The sequence below is a fragment of the Paraburkholderia saeva genome (assembly GCF_907164555.1).
GTDB classification, from domain to species: domain Bacteria; phylum Pseudomonadota; class Gammaproteobacteria; order Burkholderiales; family Burkholderiaceae; genus Paraburkholderia; species Paraburkholderia saeva.
The window spans coordinates 221,362-237,723 of the sequence record NZ_CAJQZC010000008.1 but is presented as its reverse complement, the minus strand read 5'-3'; the positions used below and the strand labels follow the sequence as shown (position 1 = coordinate 237,723).

The 16,362-nt window shown below is 61.0% G+C and carries 13 protein-coding genes; 5 read left to right on the top strand and 8 right to left on the bottom strand.

Translation table 11 applies throughout. The features are described from left to right. Positions 1 to 125: 125 nt before the first annotated feature. Complete coding sequence (locus LPA36_RS21140; RefSeq protein ID WP_228880997.1) at positions 126 to 653, top strand: hypothetical protein; 528 nt, start codon at positions 126 to 128, stop codon at positions 651 to 653. 66 nt (positions 654 to 719) lie between these two features. On the opposite strand, the gene LPA36_RS21135 is transcribed toward LPA36_RS21140, so the two are convergent. The 4 genes from LPA36_RS21135 to LPA36_RS21120 all read right to left on the bottom strand — a co-directional run bounded on the left by LPA36_RS21135 (position 720) and on the right by LPA36_RS21120 (position 7,217). Then, positions 720 to 3,218: a glycogen/starch/alpha-glucan phosphorylase gene (locus LPA36_RS21135; protein WP_228880995.1), complete on the bottom strand. Its 2,499-nt coding sequence runs from the start codon at positions 3,216 to 3,218 to the stop codon at positions 720 to 722. Between the two features lie 32 nt (positions 3,219 to 3,250). Then, positions 3,251 to 5,650 (bottom strand): phosphoketolase family protein, encoded by a 2,400-nt coding sequence (locus LPA36_RS21130; RefSeq protein WP_228880993.1) that lies wholly within the window; start codon positions 5,648 to 5,650, stop codon positions 3,251 to 3,253. Positions 5,651 to 6,261: 611 nt separating this feature from the next. After that, entirely contained in the window at positions 6,262 to 6,678 is a 417-nt protein-coding gene (locus tag LPA36_RS21125) for a VOC family protein (protein WP_228880991.1), read from the bottom strand. Next, positions 6,675 to 7,217: a helix-turn-helix domain-containing protein gene (locus LPA36_RS21120; protein WP_228880989.1), complete on the bottom strand. Its 543-nt coding sequence runs from the start codon at positions 7,215 to 7,217 to the stop codon at positions 6,675 to 6,677. The genes LPA36_RS21125 and LPA36_RS21120 overlap by 4 nt, the downstream gene beginning before the upstream one ends. A gap of 262 nt (positions 7,218 to 7,479) precedes the next feature. Here LPA36_RS21120 and LPA36_RS21115 point away from each other — a divergent pair, with 262 nt between their 5' ends. Further along, the gene (locus LPA36_RS21115; protein ID WP_228880987.1) at positions 7,480 to 7,962 is read left to right on the top strand and encodes an SgcJ/EcaC family oxidoreductase; all 483 of its coding nucleotides are present in this window, start codon (positions 7,480 to 7,482) and stop codon (positions 7,960 to 7,962) included. Positions 7,963 to 8,131: 169 nt separating this feature from the next. On the opposite strand, the gene LPA36_RS21110 is transcribed toward LPA36_RS21115, so the two are convergent. Next, positions 8,132 to 9,031 carry a LysR family transcriptional regulator gene (locus LPA36_RS21110; protein ID WP_228880986.1) on the bottom strand — a complete coding sequence of 300 codons (900 nt, stop codon included), beginning with the start codon at positions 9,029 to 9,031 and terminating at the stop codon, positions 8,132 to 8,134. A gap of 122 nt (positions 9,032 to 9,153) precedes the next feature. On the opposite strand from LPA36_RS21110, the gene LPA36_RS21105 reads away from it, so the two are divergent. The 3 genes from LPA36_RS21105 (at position 9,154) to LPA36_RS21095 (ending at position 12,426) form a co-directional block, all read left to right on the top strand. Next, complete coding sequence (locus tag LPA36_RS21105) at positions 9,154 to 10,308, top strand: amidohydrolase (protein ID WP_228880985.1); 1,155 nt, start codon at positions 9,154 to 9,156, stop codon at positions 10,306 to 10,308. Between the two features lie 41 nt (positions 10,309 to 10,349). Beyond that, positions 10,350 to 11,156, top strand: coding sequence for an ABC transporter substrate-binding protein (locus tag LPA36_RS21100; protein WP_228880984.1), 807 nt, complete (start codon positions 10,350 to 10,352; stop codon positions 11,154 to 11,156). A gap of 121 nt (positions 11,157 to 11,277) precedes the next feature. Further along, complete coding sequence (locus tag LPA36_RS21095) at positions 11,278 to 12,426, top strand: porin (protein ID WP_324250959.1); 1,149 nt, start codon at positions 11,278 to 11,280, stop codon at positions 12,424 to 12,426. Between the two features lie 83 nt (positions 12,427 to 12,509). Here the strand turns inward: LPA36_RS21095 and LPA36_RS21090 are convergent, their stop codons facing one another. From LPA36_RS21090 to LPA36_RS21080, 3 genes are all read right to left on the bottom strand, one after another. Then, a complete protein-coding gene (locus tag LPA36_RS21090) occupies positions 12,510 to 13,082 on the bottom strand; it encodes a 2OG-Fe(II) oxygenase (RefSeq protein WP_228880982.1) in 573 nt (190 codons plus the stop codon). A 506-nt stretch (positions 13,083 to 13,588) separates the two neighbouring features. After that, a complete protein-coding gene (locus tag LPA36_RS21085; RefSeq protein ID WP_228880980.1) occupies positions 13,589 to 14,113 on the bottom strand; it encodes a hypothetical protein in 525 nt (174 codons plus the stop codon). A gap of 9 nt (positions 14,114 to 14,122) precedes the next feature. After that, a complete protein-coding gene (locus tag LPA36_RS21080; RefSeq protein WP_228880978.1) occupies positions 14,123 to 16,177 on the bottom strand; it encodes an alkyl/aryl-sulfatase in 2,055 nt (684 codons plus the stop codon). Positions 16,178 to 16,362: the final 185 nt, after the last annotated feature.

Below are 16,362 nucleotides of genomic sequence, written 5' to 3'. Positions count from 1 at the left end.
CCGTGCCTGTTCCCAACGGCAGATGAACCACACGTCCGCAGGAGTTGTTCCGGCTCCCGTGTCAGGCAACTGGCATACGGCGGCTCCAGCGGATTCTGACGAAGCCAGCCCGTCAGGAGAGGAACATGAGCAAGCTCACCAGCACCATCAGGCATGGCGTTGCGGAGATTCTGCCGCCGACGCTCTTCTTCTTCGTCATCCTCCAGATCGTCGCTAACGTCATCTCCCTGCTTACACGCGGCAGCGTCATTCCGCTTCCGACGTTCTTCTCCGTGAGCGTCGCCGCCCTGATTCTCGGCAAATCCGTACTGCTCGCCAACATGCTGCCTTTCATCAACCGGTTTCCCGACAAACCGCTGATATGGAATGCGGGCTGGAAGACAGCGATTTACACACTCGTGGCGCTGCTCGTACGCTTTCTGGAGCACCTGTACGACTACTGGAAAGCGGGCTCCGGGCTGACTGCAGCCAACCACAAGCTGCTCCTTGACCTCAACTGGCCGCATTTCTGGGCTGTCCAGATCCTGCTGGTGACACTGATCGTCAACTACTGCGTGATGGCCGAGCTCGCGCGGTTGATTGGACGCGACAAGCTCCTCGCGATGTTCTTCGGCCCGGTGCCATGGAAGTCAACGGGACAGGCTGCTGGCTAGTTCGCCATCGGGCATGGTTCGAAACACCACGCTGCGACTTGTGCGGTACTGGCTTCGACTCGACTGTCAGATCTGATCGAGAGTGATCCTCACCGGAGAAATCTTCCAGATTCGCTCACAGTATTCGCCAATCGCGCGGTCCGACGAGAATTTCCCCGAGCGCGCCGTATTGAGGATCGACATGCGCGTCCAGCGAACCGGGTCCAGCCAGGCGGCGCTCACGCGCTCCTGGCACGCTACATAGTCGGCGTAGTCGGCGAGCACGAGGAACGGATCGACCTGTAGCAGGTTATTGACAAGCGGACGAAACACCTGCGGGTCACCGCGTGAAAAATATCCGCCAGCGATCAGGTCCAGCGTCTCACGTAACTCCGCATTGCTTTCGGCATGCCTCGCAGGCCGGTAACCTTCGCGTTTTACGCTGTCCACCTGTCCGGTAGTCAGACCAAAGAGGAAAAAGTTTTCGTCGCCGGCTTCCTCGCGGATTTCGACGTTCGCGCCATCGAGCGTTCCGATCGTGAGCGCGCCGTTCATCATGAACTTCATGTTGCCTGTGCCTGACGCTTCCTTGCCCGCGGTCGAGATCTGCTCGGACAGGTCGGCGGCCGGATAGATGAAGTGAGCGTTCTTCACATTGAAGTCAGGGTAGAACACGACCTTCAGCTTGCCATCCATCGCCGGATCGTTGTTGACCACTTCGGCAATGCCGGTAATCAGCCGGATCATCAACTTCGCCATCGCATAGCCCGGCGCCGCCTTGCCGCCGAAGATAAAGCAGCGCGGCACGTTACCCGGATCCAGGTTGCGCCGCAGACGCTGATAAAGCGTGATGATGTACAGCGCGTTCAGATGCTGTCGCTTGTATTCGTGGATGCGCTTCACCTGAATGTCGAACAGCGCGTCGGGATTCACGACGATGTCCGTGACATGGCGGATTCGCTCCGCCAGGATCTTCTTGTTCGAACGCTTGACGTTACGCCATTGTGCCTGAAACGCCGCATCGTCGGCATACGCTTCCAGTTTTCGCAGCCGCGTGAGATCGGTGACCCAGCCCTCGCCCACCGTCCTGTCGAGCAGGCTCGCGAGCTCCGGATTGCTGAGCAGCATGAAGCGGCGCGGCGTGACGCCGTTGGTGACGTTGTGGAACCGCTCGGGCCACAGTTCGGCAAAGTCGCGCATCACCGTCTGCCTGAGCAGCGTGGAATGCAGCGCCGCCACGCCGTTGACGGCATGGCTGCCGACGGTCGACAGATGCGCCATGCGGACCTTCTTCTCCCCGCTCTCGTCGATGAGCGACATGCGTGCGATGCGCGCCTCGTCGCCGGGATACGTTTGCCGTAGCGTGTCGAGGAACCGGCGGTTGATCTCGTAGATGATCTCGAGCGGGCGCGGCAGCAGTCCGCGAAAAAGCGGCAGCCCCCAGGTTTCGAGCGCCTCGGGCAGCAGCGTATGGTTGGTATAGGAGAGGGTACGGCACGTAATGTCCCACGCCTCATCCCAGGGGATCATCCGCTCGTCCACCAGCAGACGCATGAGTTCCGCCACTGCAATGGAGGGATGCGTGTCGTTCAGTTGCGTCGTGAACATGTCGGCAAAACGTGTGACCGGTTCGCCCTTCAGATCGAGAAGACGCATCATGTCCTGCAACGAGCAGGAGACAAAAAAATACTGCTGCGCAAGGCGCAGCCGCTTGCCGGCTTCAGGCTCGTCGTTGGGATACAGCACCTTCGAGAGCGTTTCGGAAATCACCTTCTCCTGCACGGCCTGGTAGTAGTCGCCGGCGTTGAAGTCCTGCAGATCGAACGACTCCACGGCCTCGCTCTTCCACAAACGAAGCGTGTTGCAGGTATTGACGCGAAACCCGAGCATCGGCGTGTCGCAGGCCACGCCCTTCACCATGCGCGACGGTATCCAGCGCACCTTATAGCGGCCTTGCGCATCGTTGCCACTTTCCGTATGACCGCCAAAGCCAACGTAGTAATTCACGTTCGGGCGCACGATCTCCCACGGATTGCCCTGTTGCAGCCATTTGTCGGTGACTTCGACCTGGCAGCCGTCGCGGATCTCCTGATCGAAGATGCCGAACTCATAGCGGATGCCATAGCCCACGGAAGGAATCTCGAGCGTCGCAAGCGAGTCCAGGTAACACGCGGCGAGTCTGCCGAGCCCGCCATTACCCAGGCCCGGCTCTTCTTCGAGCGCGAGCAGTTCGTCGAGATCCTGGCCAAGCTCGCGCAGGGCTGCGCGCACATTGGCTTCGATGCCCAGGTTGACGAGATTGTTGCCGAGTTGCGGGCCGATCAGGAACTCGGCAGAGAGATAGCACGCAACTCTCAGCTCACTCGCGGCATAGGTCAGGATCGTCGCGGCCCAGCGTGCGAGCATGCGGTCACGCACGGTGTAGGCCAGCGCCATGTACCAGTCGTGCGTCGTCGCGATGCCTGGCGGTCGAGCCTGCAGACAGACGAGATTGTCGAGTACGCCGCGCCGCAGCGCGTCGACGTCGAGCCCGCTGCGCGCGGATTCGTCGCTTCGGGTCACACCTGGCGTCGGGATGGAGGCCACCCTGCTTCCCCTCGGTTCATTGCGTCAAAAAGCTATTCGGGCCACACCCAGTCAGTGATCTCGGCGCGATCCGTGCCGTGCGTATGAGCATAGTTCAGGTTGCTGATGATGGCGTTCTTCATGTCTTCGCGCAGATGTGCGGTCCGGGCCTGCAAGCGTGGCACGCGGTCGAGCACGTCAATCACAAGGCTGAAGCGGTCGACCTGGTTGAGAATCGCGAGCTCAAGCGGCGTATTGATGTTGCCCTTTTCCCTGTAACCGCGAACATGAATGTTCTCGTGGTTGCGAAAGCGATAGGCGAGCTTGTGGATCAGCGCCGGATAGCCGTGAAAATTGAAGATCACCGGCTTGTCGACGGTGAAGAGGCTATCGAACTCGCGTGCAGTCGATCCATGTGGATGCTCACTCGCAGGCTGCATCTTGAAGAGATCCACCACGTTCACGAACCGCAGCTTGAGTTCAGGCAGCCGCTCGCGCAGGATCGCGGTCGCGGCCAGCGCCTCCTGTGTCGCGACGTCGCCACAGGAAGCCATGACAACGTCGGGTTCTGCGTCCTCGTCGTTACTCGCGCGTCGCCAGACACCCATGCCTTTTGCGCAGTGCACGATGGCTTCGTCGATCGTGGTGAACTGAAGATGCTTCTGCTTGTCCGCGACGATCACATTGATGCAATCGGTAGAACGCAGGCATTCGTCAGCGACCACGAGAAGCGTATTGGCATCCGGCGGAAGATAGACGCGCGTGACAGACGGACTCTTGTTCGTGACGATGTCGATGAAACCGGGGTCCTGATGCGAGAAACCGTTGTGATCCTGCCGCCAGACAGTCGATGAAAGGAGGATGTTCTGCGAGGACACGGCGGCCCGCCAGGGGACGTGATTCTTGCAGATGTCCAGCCATTTTGCATGCTGGTTGAACATGGAATCGATGACGTGGGCGAACGCTTCGTACGTATGAAAGAACCCATGTCGCCCGGAAAGCAGATAGCCTTCCAGCCAGCCCAGCAGCGTGTGCTCGGAGAGCATTTCCATGACGCGGCCGTCTGGCGCAAGTTCGCCTCCGTCTTCGTCCTCGGGCAGGAAGTCGCCCATCCAGACCTTCTTGCTGACCTCGTAGACTGCCTGGAGACGGTTGGATGCGGTCTCGTCCGGCCCGAACAGGCGAAAGGTGTTCATGTTCTCCCGCATGATGTCGCGCAGAAACTCGCCGAGGGGACGCGTGTTTTCGCGCAGAACCCTTCCGGCATGCGACACGTCTACCGCATAGGCGCGGAAATCCGGCAGTTTCAGCTCTCTGCGTAAGACCCCGCCATTGGCATGCGGATTGGCGCTGATCCGGCGTCGCCCTTCCGGCGCAAGGGCTTTCAACTCGGGAATCAGTCGCCCGCCGGCATCGAACAGTTCCTCCGCCCGGTAGCTGCGCATCCAGGTCTCCAGAAGCTCCAGGTTCTCAGGATTGCCGCGCACGTCGGAAAACGGCACCTGATGCGAACGCCACGATCCTTCAACCTTGTGTCCCCTGATCTCCTTCGGCCCGGTCCAGCCTTTGGGCGTACGCAGCACGATCATCGGCCACCGTGGGCGCTCGACCGGACCGCCAGCGCGCGCCTTCTTCTGGATCGAGCGGATCTCTGCAACGATGGCATCGAGCGTGCTGGCCATCTTCTGATGCATCTCTGCGTGGTCTGCCCCTTCGACGAAATACGGCTTGTAGCCGTAACCCAAGAAAAGCGCTTCCAGTTCTTCGTGACTGATGCGGGAAAGGATCGTCGGATTGGCGATCTTGTAGCCATTCAGGTTGAGGATCGGCAGCACGGTCCCGTCGCGCGCTGGATTGATGAACTTGTTCGAATGCCATGCCGTGGCTAGCGGTCCTGTTTCCGCCTCGCCATCGCCGATCACGCACGCCACGATGAGATCCGGGTTATCGAGCGCCGCGCCATAAGCATGCGACAGGCTGTAACCCAGTTCGCCGCCTTCGTGTATCGAGCCGGGTGTTTCCGGTGTGACATGCGAGCCGATATGGCCCGGAAACGAAAACTGCTTGAAGAACTTCTGCAAGCCCTCGGCGTCTTCGCTCTTGTCGGGATACACCTCCGAGTACGTGCCTTCCAGATACGCGGGCCCGAGGACACCCGGTGCACCGTGTCCGGGGCCGGCCATGAAGATGACATTGACGTCATCACGCTTGATGACGCGGTTCAGATGCGCCCAGACAAACGAAAGCGCCGGACTTGCACCCCAATGCCCGAGGAGACGATGCTTCACGTGCCCGGCCTTGAGCGGCTCTCGCAGCAGGGGATTGTCGAGCAGATAGATCATGCCGACCGAGAGGTAGTTACATGCGCGCCACCATGCGTCGATCAGTCGAAGCTCTTCGGCATCAAGTGGAGCGGTCTGCTGCGAAGCGTCCGGAGAGGGATGCTTGCCCATATCGGCGTCTCCTGATCATTGCGACGCTATTTCCGTGAAATGCGGGTCGTCACGGATACGTCACACCGGCGCTTCTTGATCTTGTCGGGCTGCGTCGCGCCTGTCGGCGGCCTCTTTTGCCGTCCACACTGCCATGCAAAAGCGGAGAGGGCATCAAGGCAGGATACGATATCAAGGCTGTATTTCAAGTGCGATCCCATCGACCGCCAGATTCACGTCTTAACGTGCTGATTACGTATTTTTTCCCGGCTTCCGCAGCTCGCTGTTTCCTGATCGTGTAACGATCGGCGAAATTGTTTCAGTCCGGTGCCTGACTCGCGCCGACTGTCGGGCACGGCATGCTGCCTGGCGACAACTCGCCTGCCAAAGCGGGAAACCTGATCGGGCGCTCCGCAATAAAATGAGCTCATCTTGAGCGCATGGAGTACAACGCGCCATGAAACGTCACACGGGAGCCGCCGGGCAAATGGACGATCTGGGTGTTATCCCTGCTGTCCATCAGGACTGCTGCGACGTTGAAGAAGCACGTCTTGTCGCAGGGCACGGCACGTCGGGAACGGCGGTAGCGCGGGCCAGCAATCTCCACCGGCGAGGCACACCGGATGCTGGCGCTACGTCGCGCTCCGCGCTGACTGGATCATCTTCCAGCCGTTGCCGGCAGGGTCGCGGAAACCGGCGTCGACGCTACCGAATCGCTCGACGGGCTCCTGGGTAAATTCCACGCCGAGGGCCTTCATCTGCGCGTAACTGGCGCGACAGTCGTCCACCGAGAGAACGAGAGGCGGCATGGCCCCCTTCGCGACCATGGCGCGCAAGGTCTGCGCGGTGGCCTCGTCGTGAATGGGCGGCCCGGGTGTGAACAGGCCGAGCTGGAATGAAGGTTGATCCGGATGCTGGACCGTGAGCCACCGGTAGGAACCGTTGCGCACATCCGTGTGAACACGGAATCCGAGTTTGTCGACGTAGAACGCGAGCGCTTCGTCCTGGTTGTCGACGTACAGGCCGACCACATTGATACCCTGATTCATGATTCCTCCGTGGTTGATGGCGCAAATGTATCTTTGGCCATGCGGCGGCGCTTCTCCAAAACTGCGATCGTGAGGTCGGGGCGTTGCGCGGCCTTCAGGACGCAGGCGGGTATGCGGTCGAGTTCCGGCATGTTGGCCCGTGCAACACGGCGCATCGCACTGGGGCTTTCGCCGGTGATATCGCGAAAGATGCGGCCGAAGGTGCCGAGGCTCTCCCAGCCGGTGGCGAACGCGATATCCGTGATGCTGAGCGCCGTGTCGCGCAGCAGCGTGGTGGCCTGTTCGATGCGCCGTGTCAGCAGATAGCGATGCGGCGGGATGCCGAAGGCCTGCTTGAAGGAGCGCGCGAAATGGGCTTCGGAGACACCGCTGATCCGGGCCAGCCGCTCGACGGGCCAGGCCTCGTGAGAGGCGGCGTCCATGCGGTCTTTGGCGCGCAGCAGGCGACGCAGGAGGGCCGGGTCTTGCAACGCATCGGCGCTGGCCGGTGCTGAAGGCGGAACGGGCGGCTGGACGTCAGGGGCTTTGTGAGCGGGCATGAGTTCCGGAGGCTGGCGGTATGCGCATAGTTTAGGCGCAACGGTGGTACGTCCGCTTCCGGAGAACACCGGGGGACGTGCGCGGCGGCTTCCAAAGCGGATGGTCTGCGTGGTTCGGTGCAGTTCAAGTCAATTCTGTCCTCGAAAAGCGGTAGTGGCATCAGCCTGGCTAAGAGCCGTCACGCTGACGTGGCTAACACACGCGGGACGGTCCATACTTGAAGCGTTATGCCTTCCTCCCGCCAACTGGAGAAGTGCCGCCATGAAGCTATTTACCATTGCTGTCCTGGCGGCCCTGCTCGCCGGGTGCGCCGCGAACCAAAGCATGTCAAACAATGCGCCAGCGTCGCGCACGGAAAACTGCAAGGCCACGTCGGATCAAGAGATTGCAGCGTTGTTTGATCGGTGGAATCAGTCGCTGCAAACCGGTGATCCGCACAAGGTGGTCGCAAACTATGCGGAGCGGTCAATCCTTCTTGCAACGGTGTCCAGCAAACCGCGCCTGTCTGTCGCGGACAAGGAGGACTACTTTCATTCGTTTCTGAAAGATCGCCCGTCCGGAAAGATTGACTTCCGCTACATTGAACTGGGCTGCAATTCTGCGGTGGACGCCGGGCTCTACACATTCACCTTCGCGAGAACGGGCGCGGTTGTTAAGGCCCGTTACACCTACACTTATCACTGGGATGGGACGCAATGGCTGATTACGAGCCATCACTCGTCGGTGATGCCGCCGAAGCCGTGACAGGAAACGCACAACACCGTGCCGATGCTGCCGGCGACGGTTTGATTTCGTCTCTCCGCATAATCCCTTGACGGATCCAGATGACCAATGCGCCAGGGTGCGAGCAAGCCACCGGTCGTGCGCCGCGTCAGCCCGCCAAACGTTTCGCCACGCGCCACCCGGGCAGGCGTCACGTGACGTCGACGTGTGCCCCGCCGCGCATGCAATCCACGAAGTACTCCGTACTTGCACTGAACACCAGATCCTTGCGATACATGAGCCCAAGCGTAAGTGGCGGCACGTGAGCATCAGTCGCGAGCCGCGTCATGTATCCCCGCTGAATCTGTTCATCGAGCAGAAAGTCTGGCCATACGCTGACCACGCCAGGCTCGCGCGCGAGTTCCCCATACAGGCGCTGCGACGTGCATACGCTCACACGCTGCGGTGCAGGCACAGTCCCAGCTTCGCAGAGCTCACGCCAGAACGCCGGCAAGCTCTCGCGTGTGTGGTTGTAGAGCCAGTGCGCGTCGACAAGCCGCGCAAGACGCTCCTCGCCCGTGAGTGGATCGTCGCGCGGCACCGCGAGCGACTGGGTGAACTGCCGCAGCGGAACCACGCGAAGCTCGGCTGTCACGTCGCTGTCTGCAACGAACGCCACGCACAGATCGAATGAGCCGTCACGCAGCCCGTCGATGATCTGGGTGGGCAGGCATTCATACACATTCAGTTGCGCGTGGGGCAGGCGGCTGCGGAATGCGCGCAGTGCGTCCGGCACCGCGATCGACGCGGCCAGCAGCGATACGCCAATCGTCAGCGTCCGGTCGGACGCCGATTTCATCTCTTCCAGTTCGCGCTCCGCGCGCGCGATCTCCGCAACGACAGTGCGTGCGCGTTTCAATAACGCTTCCCCATACGGCGTGAGACGAACGCCGGCGCCGCTGCGCACCAGCAGTTGCACGCCAAGGCGTGTCTCAAGTTCCTTGATGCTCTTCGTGACAGCCGGCTGCGACAGGTACAGCGCATCCGCTGCGGCCATCAGCGTGCCATGCTCCGCGATCGCCACGAGGATTCGCAATTGGGCCGTCTTCATGCTTCCGCGTTCCATAAGCATCCGCTATGGGTATAAGAAACTGGAAATTGACCGGTGGACGCCCTCGCCTAGTATGCGGACTCTGAACCAGCCGGTTGGCCGGAGTATACAAGGAGGCAATAGTGGGGACGAACACCATCGACGTCGATATCGATGAACTGGTTGCACTGAGACGCGACATCCACGCGAACCCGGAAATCGCGTTCGACGAGCACCGCACCAGCGAACTGGTTGCCGCCAGACTGATCGCCTGGGATATCGAAACATATACCGGCATCGGCGGAACCGGCGTGGTGGGTGTCGTGCGCGGCCGGCGTGGCGCCGGGCGCACGATTGCCCTGCGCGCGGACATGGACGCACTGCCGATGGAGGAGGAAGGCCGCCCGCTTCATCGATCGATGCGGCACGGTGTGTTTCACGGCTGCGGACATGACGGTCACACCGCGATGCTGCTGGGCGCCGCGCGCCACTTCAGCCGCAATCGGGATTTCACCGGCACGGTCGTGCTGGTGTTCCAGCCCGCCGAGGAAACCGGCGGCGGCGCGAATGCAATGCTCGCCGACGGGCTGGAAGAGCGTTTCGGCTATGACGAAATTTACGCGATGCACAATGCGCCGCATTTTCCGCCAGGCACGTTCGGTGTGCGCGACGGCGCGATGCTCGCATCGTGTGACGAAATCGCGATCTCGATTGGCGGTGTGGGCGGCCACGGTTCGTCGCCGGAAAAGACCCGCGATCCGGTAATGGCCGCGGCGCAACTCGTCTGCGCGCTGCAGACCGTGGTGAGCCGCTCGACCGATCCCGGCGCGATGGCGGTAGTGAGCATCGGCAGCATCCATGCGGGCAGCGCGCCCAACGTGATTCCGAGCCATGCGGCGCTGACCGGCACGCTGCGGACCTTCGACGAGAACGTCCGCGCGCTGGTAAAGGCACGCATTCGCACGATTTGCGAGGGCATGGCGATCGCGACCGAATGCACGATCTCCGTCGACTTTCTCAACAGCTCGCCCGCGACGGTCAATCATCGCGAGCAGGCCGAAGCCGCTGCCACGGTGGCGGCCGGCGTGTTTGGCGCAGACAACGTACTGCGCGACTTCGCGCCGCTCAACGGCTCGGAAGACTTCTCCGAATTTCTGTTGCGGCGGCCAGGCGCCTATGTGCTGCTCGGCCAGGGCGGCGTCTATTGCCATCACCCCGAATTCGATTTCAACGACGACGTGCTGCCGCTGGGCGTGCGCTTCTTCGTGGCGATGACGCATGCACGTCTGTCCGCCTGACTCGAACCCATTGACTGATCGACCCACTTGAGGAAAACCGGATGATGATCCATTCATTGCGCCCGCGCGGCGTATTGCTCACCCTCGCCTCCGCGGTGGCCATGGCGGCTGCGGCAATGACAGGCAGCACAGCGAGCGCGGCCACCCTGCGCTTCGGCACCGACCCGACCTATCCGCCTTATGAGTACAAGCTCCCTGACGGTAGCCTCGCGGGAATCGATATCGACATCGGCAACGCGTTGTGCGCCGCGGCTCACGTGCAGTGCGTCTGGGTGGAAGGCAGCTTCGACGGCCTGATCGCCGGGTTGCAGTCGCGCAAGTTCGATGCGATCAATGCGTCGATGGCGCCGACCGCACAGCGTCGCGCGGTGATGGACTTCTCGCAGCCGCTGTATCCAGCCGATATCCGGCTCGTTGTGGCGCGCAGCAGCCATCTGATGCCCAATGTGGCATCACTCGCCGGCAAGCGCATCGGCGTGCTGCAAGGCTCGACCCAGACGGCGTTCGTGAAGGCCAACTGGGAACCGCACGGCGTGATCGTGCGTGAGTATCAGGACCAGGACAGCATCTACGCAGACCTCGTGAACGGGCGACTCGACGGCACCGTCGTGGTCGGCGCGGCAGCGCGCCTTGGTTTTCTCAGCAAGCCACAAGGCGTGCGCTTCGAAGTCGCTGGCCCGCGCATTGAAGACCCCGCCATTCTTGGCGCCAGCAGCGTGATCGGCGTGCGCAAGGGCGACAGCAAAACGCTTCAGGCACTCGACGCGGCGCTCGCCACGATCAGGCAGGACGGCACACTGACACGTCTCGAACAGAAGTATTTCGGCCCGGATGCGGCGGGGAAGTAAGCAGCCAGCGGGACGCGCGAACACGCTACGGATGGCAGCACCGACACGGCGGCGGAACAGCCGCCCGGATATCCCGCGGCAGCGTCGTCAACAATTCTTATAAACAGGCACGAGACACAGATTGAAAACAACACTGATGGGAGCCTTCCTGCTCGCCGCGACGGCAACGACTGCACATGCGCAAGGCAGCGTCACGCTGTTCGGCCTGGTCGATGACGGGCTCAACTACACCAGCAACATCCGTGGCCACTCACTTTGGGAAATGGCGAGCGGCGATGCACAAGGCAGCCGCTGGGGGATCAGGGGCTCCGAAGACCTGGGTGGCGGAATAAAGGCGGTATTTCAGCTGGAGAATGGTTTCGACGTCAATTCCGGCCGGCTGATGGAGGGGGGACGCGAGTTCGGTCGCCAGGCGTATGTGGGCGTATCCAGCGCCAATGTCGGTACGCTGACGTTTGGTCGCCAGTACGACTCTCTGGTCGAATTTCTCGGGCCGCTGACGGCAAACGGGAATTGGGGCGGCTACCTCTTCGAGCATCCGTACGACAACGACAACACCGACAATTCGTTCCGGCTGGACAACGCGGTGCAGTTTTACAGCGCAAATTTCGCGGGCTTCCAGTTCGGCGCGACCTACGCGTTCTCGAACAATCCAGGCGAGTTCTCGACCAACAACGCACAGAGCGTCGGCGCGAGCTATACGAACGGTAACCTGACGGTCGCGGCCGCGTATCTGAATGTCGCGAATCCGGGCGCAAATGCGTTCGGCGCGGTGACCACCAACGACGCGGGCTTCATCGCCGCGCGCCAGCGCATATACGGTGCTGGGGTGAACTACCATCTCGATCAGGTGTTAATTGGCTTCGTGTATAGCCACACTGAACTGCGAGACCCCACCGCTTATGCGTACATCAGCGGATCGATCGTGCCGGATGGACAGCGTGTCTCGTCGCTCAAGTTCGACAATTACGAAGTCAACGCAAACTGGTACATCACGCCTGCCACGATGCTTGGCGCGATGTACGATTTTACGCAGGCGAAGCTCGATGCATCAGGCGGCACGTCGAAGCCGAAGTGGCATACGATCGGGCTGATGCTCGACTACAACCTGTCGAAGCGCACGGATATCTACGCGCAGACGAGCTATCAGCGGTCGATCAACGCCCACAGCGGTACGGCACTGGATCAGGCGTACACCGGCGGCGCCGACGATTCGTCATCGACAGAGAGGCAGTTCGTGGGTCGGGTGGGGATCCGGCATAAATTCTGACGCCTGCGTAACGAAGGCGGCATCGTGCGGCGCGCCGCCCGCGATCGTTCCATCCAGGTGGCAAGAACCCGCTAATCCTGAGATCACGGGCGGCGTCTGAACCATCCCGCGACCGACATGCGGTCGCGCGTCGCTGGTAATACTTCATGCAGCATGTCGGCGGATAGAAACACTGCGATCCGGCTGCCCACTGGCGAAATGTCCCGCATGCTCAAGCCCTCTGGATGTAACCGCAACGCACCGCCATCCTCAGGCAGCCAGTCCGCGTTCAGATAGACGATGACGGACACTGTGCGACTGTCGTCATCGCGAAATCGATCGCGGTGTCGCAGATATGAAGCGCCCGGGGGGTAGTACGCGAAGTGGCTTTCGTATTCTTCGAGTCCCAGGAAAAGCCCGCGATTCAACACAATGCGCAGCATTTCCATGATCGCAAGATACTGATCGCAGGCTTCGGACTGACCCGCCTCCAGCCATTGAATCTGGTCCCCGCGCACATCGGGCTGGAGCGAGCGCGCCGCGCCCTGGCTGACTCCCGCAAAGGTGAGCATCCCGGCCGTCGCAAGCGCTGCACATTCCAACCCTAGAGCGAGCGTCAAGCCCGGTGGGAAAAAATTGTCCTGTTCCGACCAGCCATGGTCATGAATGGCATCCACGATACGTTGGTGCCGCTCATCTCCGGGTGTATCGAAACACGCCGGCGAGTGTGATCGGGTCACTGCTGGTTCCTTCGAACGAAGGTGCTGGGGAGAAATCCGGACGGCCGTCCGAGGAAGGTATCAACAAGAATGCCTGATTGAGGCTCAGGATAGTAACACTGACTTTTCTGCGGCCGGCTCTCCGCGTGGCCGCCGCGCGGGTCCACACGTCCATCTGTGGAATAGACAGGCCCGCACTTTGAACTATTTTTCCTGATTGACCTGCTCAAGGGCGCTAGCGTCGGGCGGCGGGACGAGGTTAGCTGGCGTGCTTGAGCATCTGCTTCATGTCAACTCCGCTCTCACGCCGGATTCCCGATCGAGACCCCTAACGAATCATTCGTGCCAGTCGGCTCTCACCGTCCGCTCCCAAAGCACTTCAGTCCTTGCCCTGGCTGACAAGGGCGAAACGGCGCGGCTTCATCCAGAGTGACAAGCCGCCCCGACTTCCCTGCCGATGCGAGTCAATTGCCGACTTCGGCCGGCTCTGCAACCGCGAGCATCTTGGTAAGGGAGGCCGCGCAAGTCCTGGACGCATCGATCATGAAGAGCGAGTCTCGTAACGCCGCTTCAGTATCGAACTTACCGTCGAGCCAGGCACGCAGGCCGGCCTCGGACGTGACGATGATATTGCTGCGCCTTGCTTCATCGGTCGTCACCAGATCAGGCATCTCGGGAACAACATCCGGATCGAAGCCATTCGTGGTCGCGTGGAAAAAGCCCCACGTATCGTTCTCGATGAGGAGCACGTAAAAATCCGGCAGTGCCAGAAGTGCGTCTTCGCCGTGAGCGCCTTCGATACGCGCCTGCAGCAGGTTCAATGTCTCAACAGCGGACATTCGCATCCGGGCCGCTGAAAGCGCACCCTCCGCGGACTCGACAGGCTCCACGAGTCCAGACTCAATCGCCTTGCGGGTCTCTACCGCGACACTCAACGCGAGCGGATGGCCGACGCCAAACTCAATCTTGAAGTTGCAGATCGCGCACATGCTCTCACCTCAAGGCGTGACGATATTGAACCAGAAATCAAAGTTGTCGAGCCAGGAGACAAACTCACCGAGCTTCTGGCTGTTGCCATCAATCTTTGCGGTGCCCGTCATCACGAGCTTCTGCATATTGGTTTGCCCCATCATGATGCTGTTCAGGTCCGCACGCGTCATGGTCACCGTTGCATCCGCCGAATTCGAGGTCCTGTTCTTCGAGTAGTGCAACGCGCTGTTCTCGACACCCAGAACGCACTTCTCTTTCGTGTCCGTCAGAACGAGATTGAACGACGCCGTCTTTCCGTTTGCGCGGTCAGCGTTGAGCCGGATGCCAAGGTAATCGAGGAACATGTCGAGCGGCATGGCCTGGATGGTATCGGGGCTCTGTGGCGCTGGTGCCTGTCCTTTCCTGACACCGTTGCGCAATTCCATCGCACCCGTCAGGTAGAAGTTGCGCCAGGGTGCAGACTCCGACTGGTATCCCAGCTGCTCGTAAGCGTCCGCCAGCAGTTGTCTGGCTGCGGTGTTTTGTGGATCTGCGAACACCACATGATTGACGACTTCCGCGACCCATCGATAGTCGCCCTGGCTAAAGGAGTCGTGCGCCCTTCGCAGAACAGCGGCCGCCCCACCCATGTACTCAACGTAGCGTTTGCCGCTGTCGGTCGGCTGCAACCGGTGCAGGTTCGCGGGAACCCCGTCGAAGAAGCCGAGGCGCAGGTTGTACTGTGCAACGGCGTCGTGGTAGACCGTGCCGTAGTAGCTTCGACAATACCAGTGCTTTGCAAGGCTGTCCGGCAGGCGAATGGCCTCACCGATTTCCAGCGGCGTCTGGCCCATGTTCGCCATGCGCATCACCTGGTCGTGCAGGTAGCGATACATGTCGCGTTGCGCACCGAGGAACGCGTTGATGCGATCGTTGCCCCATGTCGGCCAGTAATGGGAGGCGAAGAGGACCTGCATATCGCCGCCGTACGTGTCGAGCGCCGTCTGAAGATACTTGGACCATAGCAAGGCGTCACGAACCTTTGCACCTCGCAACGTGTAGAGGTTGTGAAGCGTGTGGGTCGCGTCTTCGGCCGCGCAGAACGCCTTGAATTTCGGCAGGTAAAACATGAACTCGGACGGCGCCTCCGATTCCGGTGCCATCAGGACTTCGATGTCCACGCCGTCCAGAGACAACTTCTGACCGGTCTTCTCGGCGAACATCGTAGGCACGGCCAGTGTGATGGTGCCGACTGACGTCGTCTTGCCCAGACCGCCATCGACAATCCCGACGGGGCTGCGCGGCAACAGCGAGCCATACATATAGCTGGCGCGACGGCCCATCGCATTGCCGGCGATGATGTTCTCGCCGACGGCGGCTTCCGTAAACCCGACCGGCGCCACGATCTGCACCTTGCCGGATTTCAGGTCGTCGTCGCTGACGAGCCCGCGCACGCCACCATAATGATCGACGTGGCTATGCGTATAGATGACATGGGTGATGGGCTTGTCGCCGAGATGGGGGATGACGAGTTGCTTCCACACCGTCGAGGCAACTTCGGTCGTGATGAACGGATCGACGACGATATAGCCGCGATTGCCCCGGATGATACTCATCACCGAGAGGTCATATCCGCGAACCTGCCAGATACCGTCGACCACCGTGTAGAGCCCATGATTCATGTTGAGCTTGGCGTTGCGCCAGAGGCTCGGATTGACGGTGGGCGGCGCGTTGTTTTCCGCGCCGCCTTTCACGAATGCAAACTGCTGGAGGTCCCACGCCGGGAATTCACCGGCCCCCTTGATGACCACCGGCTCGGGAAGCGTAGCGACGAGCCCGCGTCTTGCGTCCTCGAAGTCCTGCGCATCCGCGAAAGAAAGGAAGTCCGCGTACTGCTTGTTCAACGCAATGGTTGCGGGCGTCGCGGGCTTGGCCGCGGATCCCGTTGAGCCTGGGGCAGCCCCTGTTTGCGCGAACGTCTCGCCAACGACGCCGGACAGCCCGGTCGCTACTCCGGCGACGGCGACGTTTTTCAGAAATGCCCTGCGCGCCCCTGTCTTCGCTGCGTCGTCTGATTCAGACATCACCACCTCCGATTAATTGAGTACAGCAGACACCGCCTGCCTTGTCTTCGGATTCCAACACTCGGGGAACTACGAGCTGCCAGCCCTGCATCAGCAATGTCCTGGCCTGTCGATCACTTCCAGCCGGCCGCTCGTTTCGATCACTGCGGCGAGACTGCAAAGCGTAAGAAGTGGGTGGCGGTTAG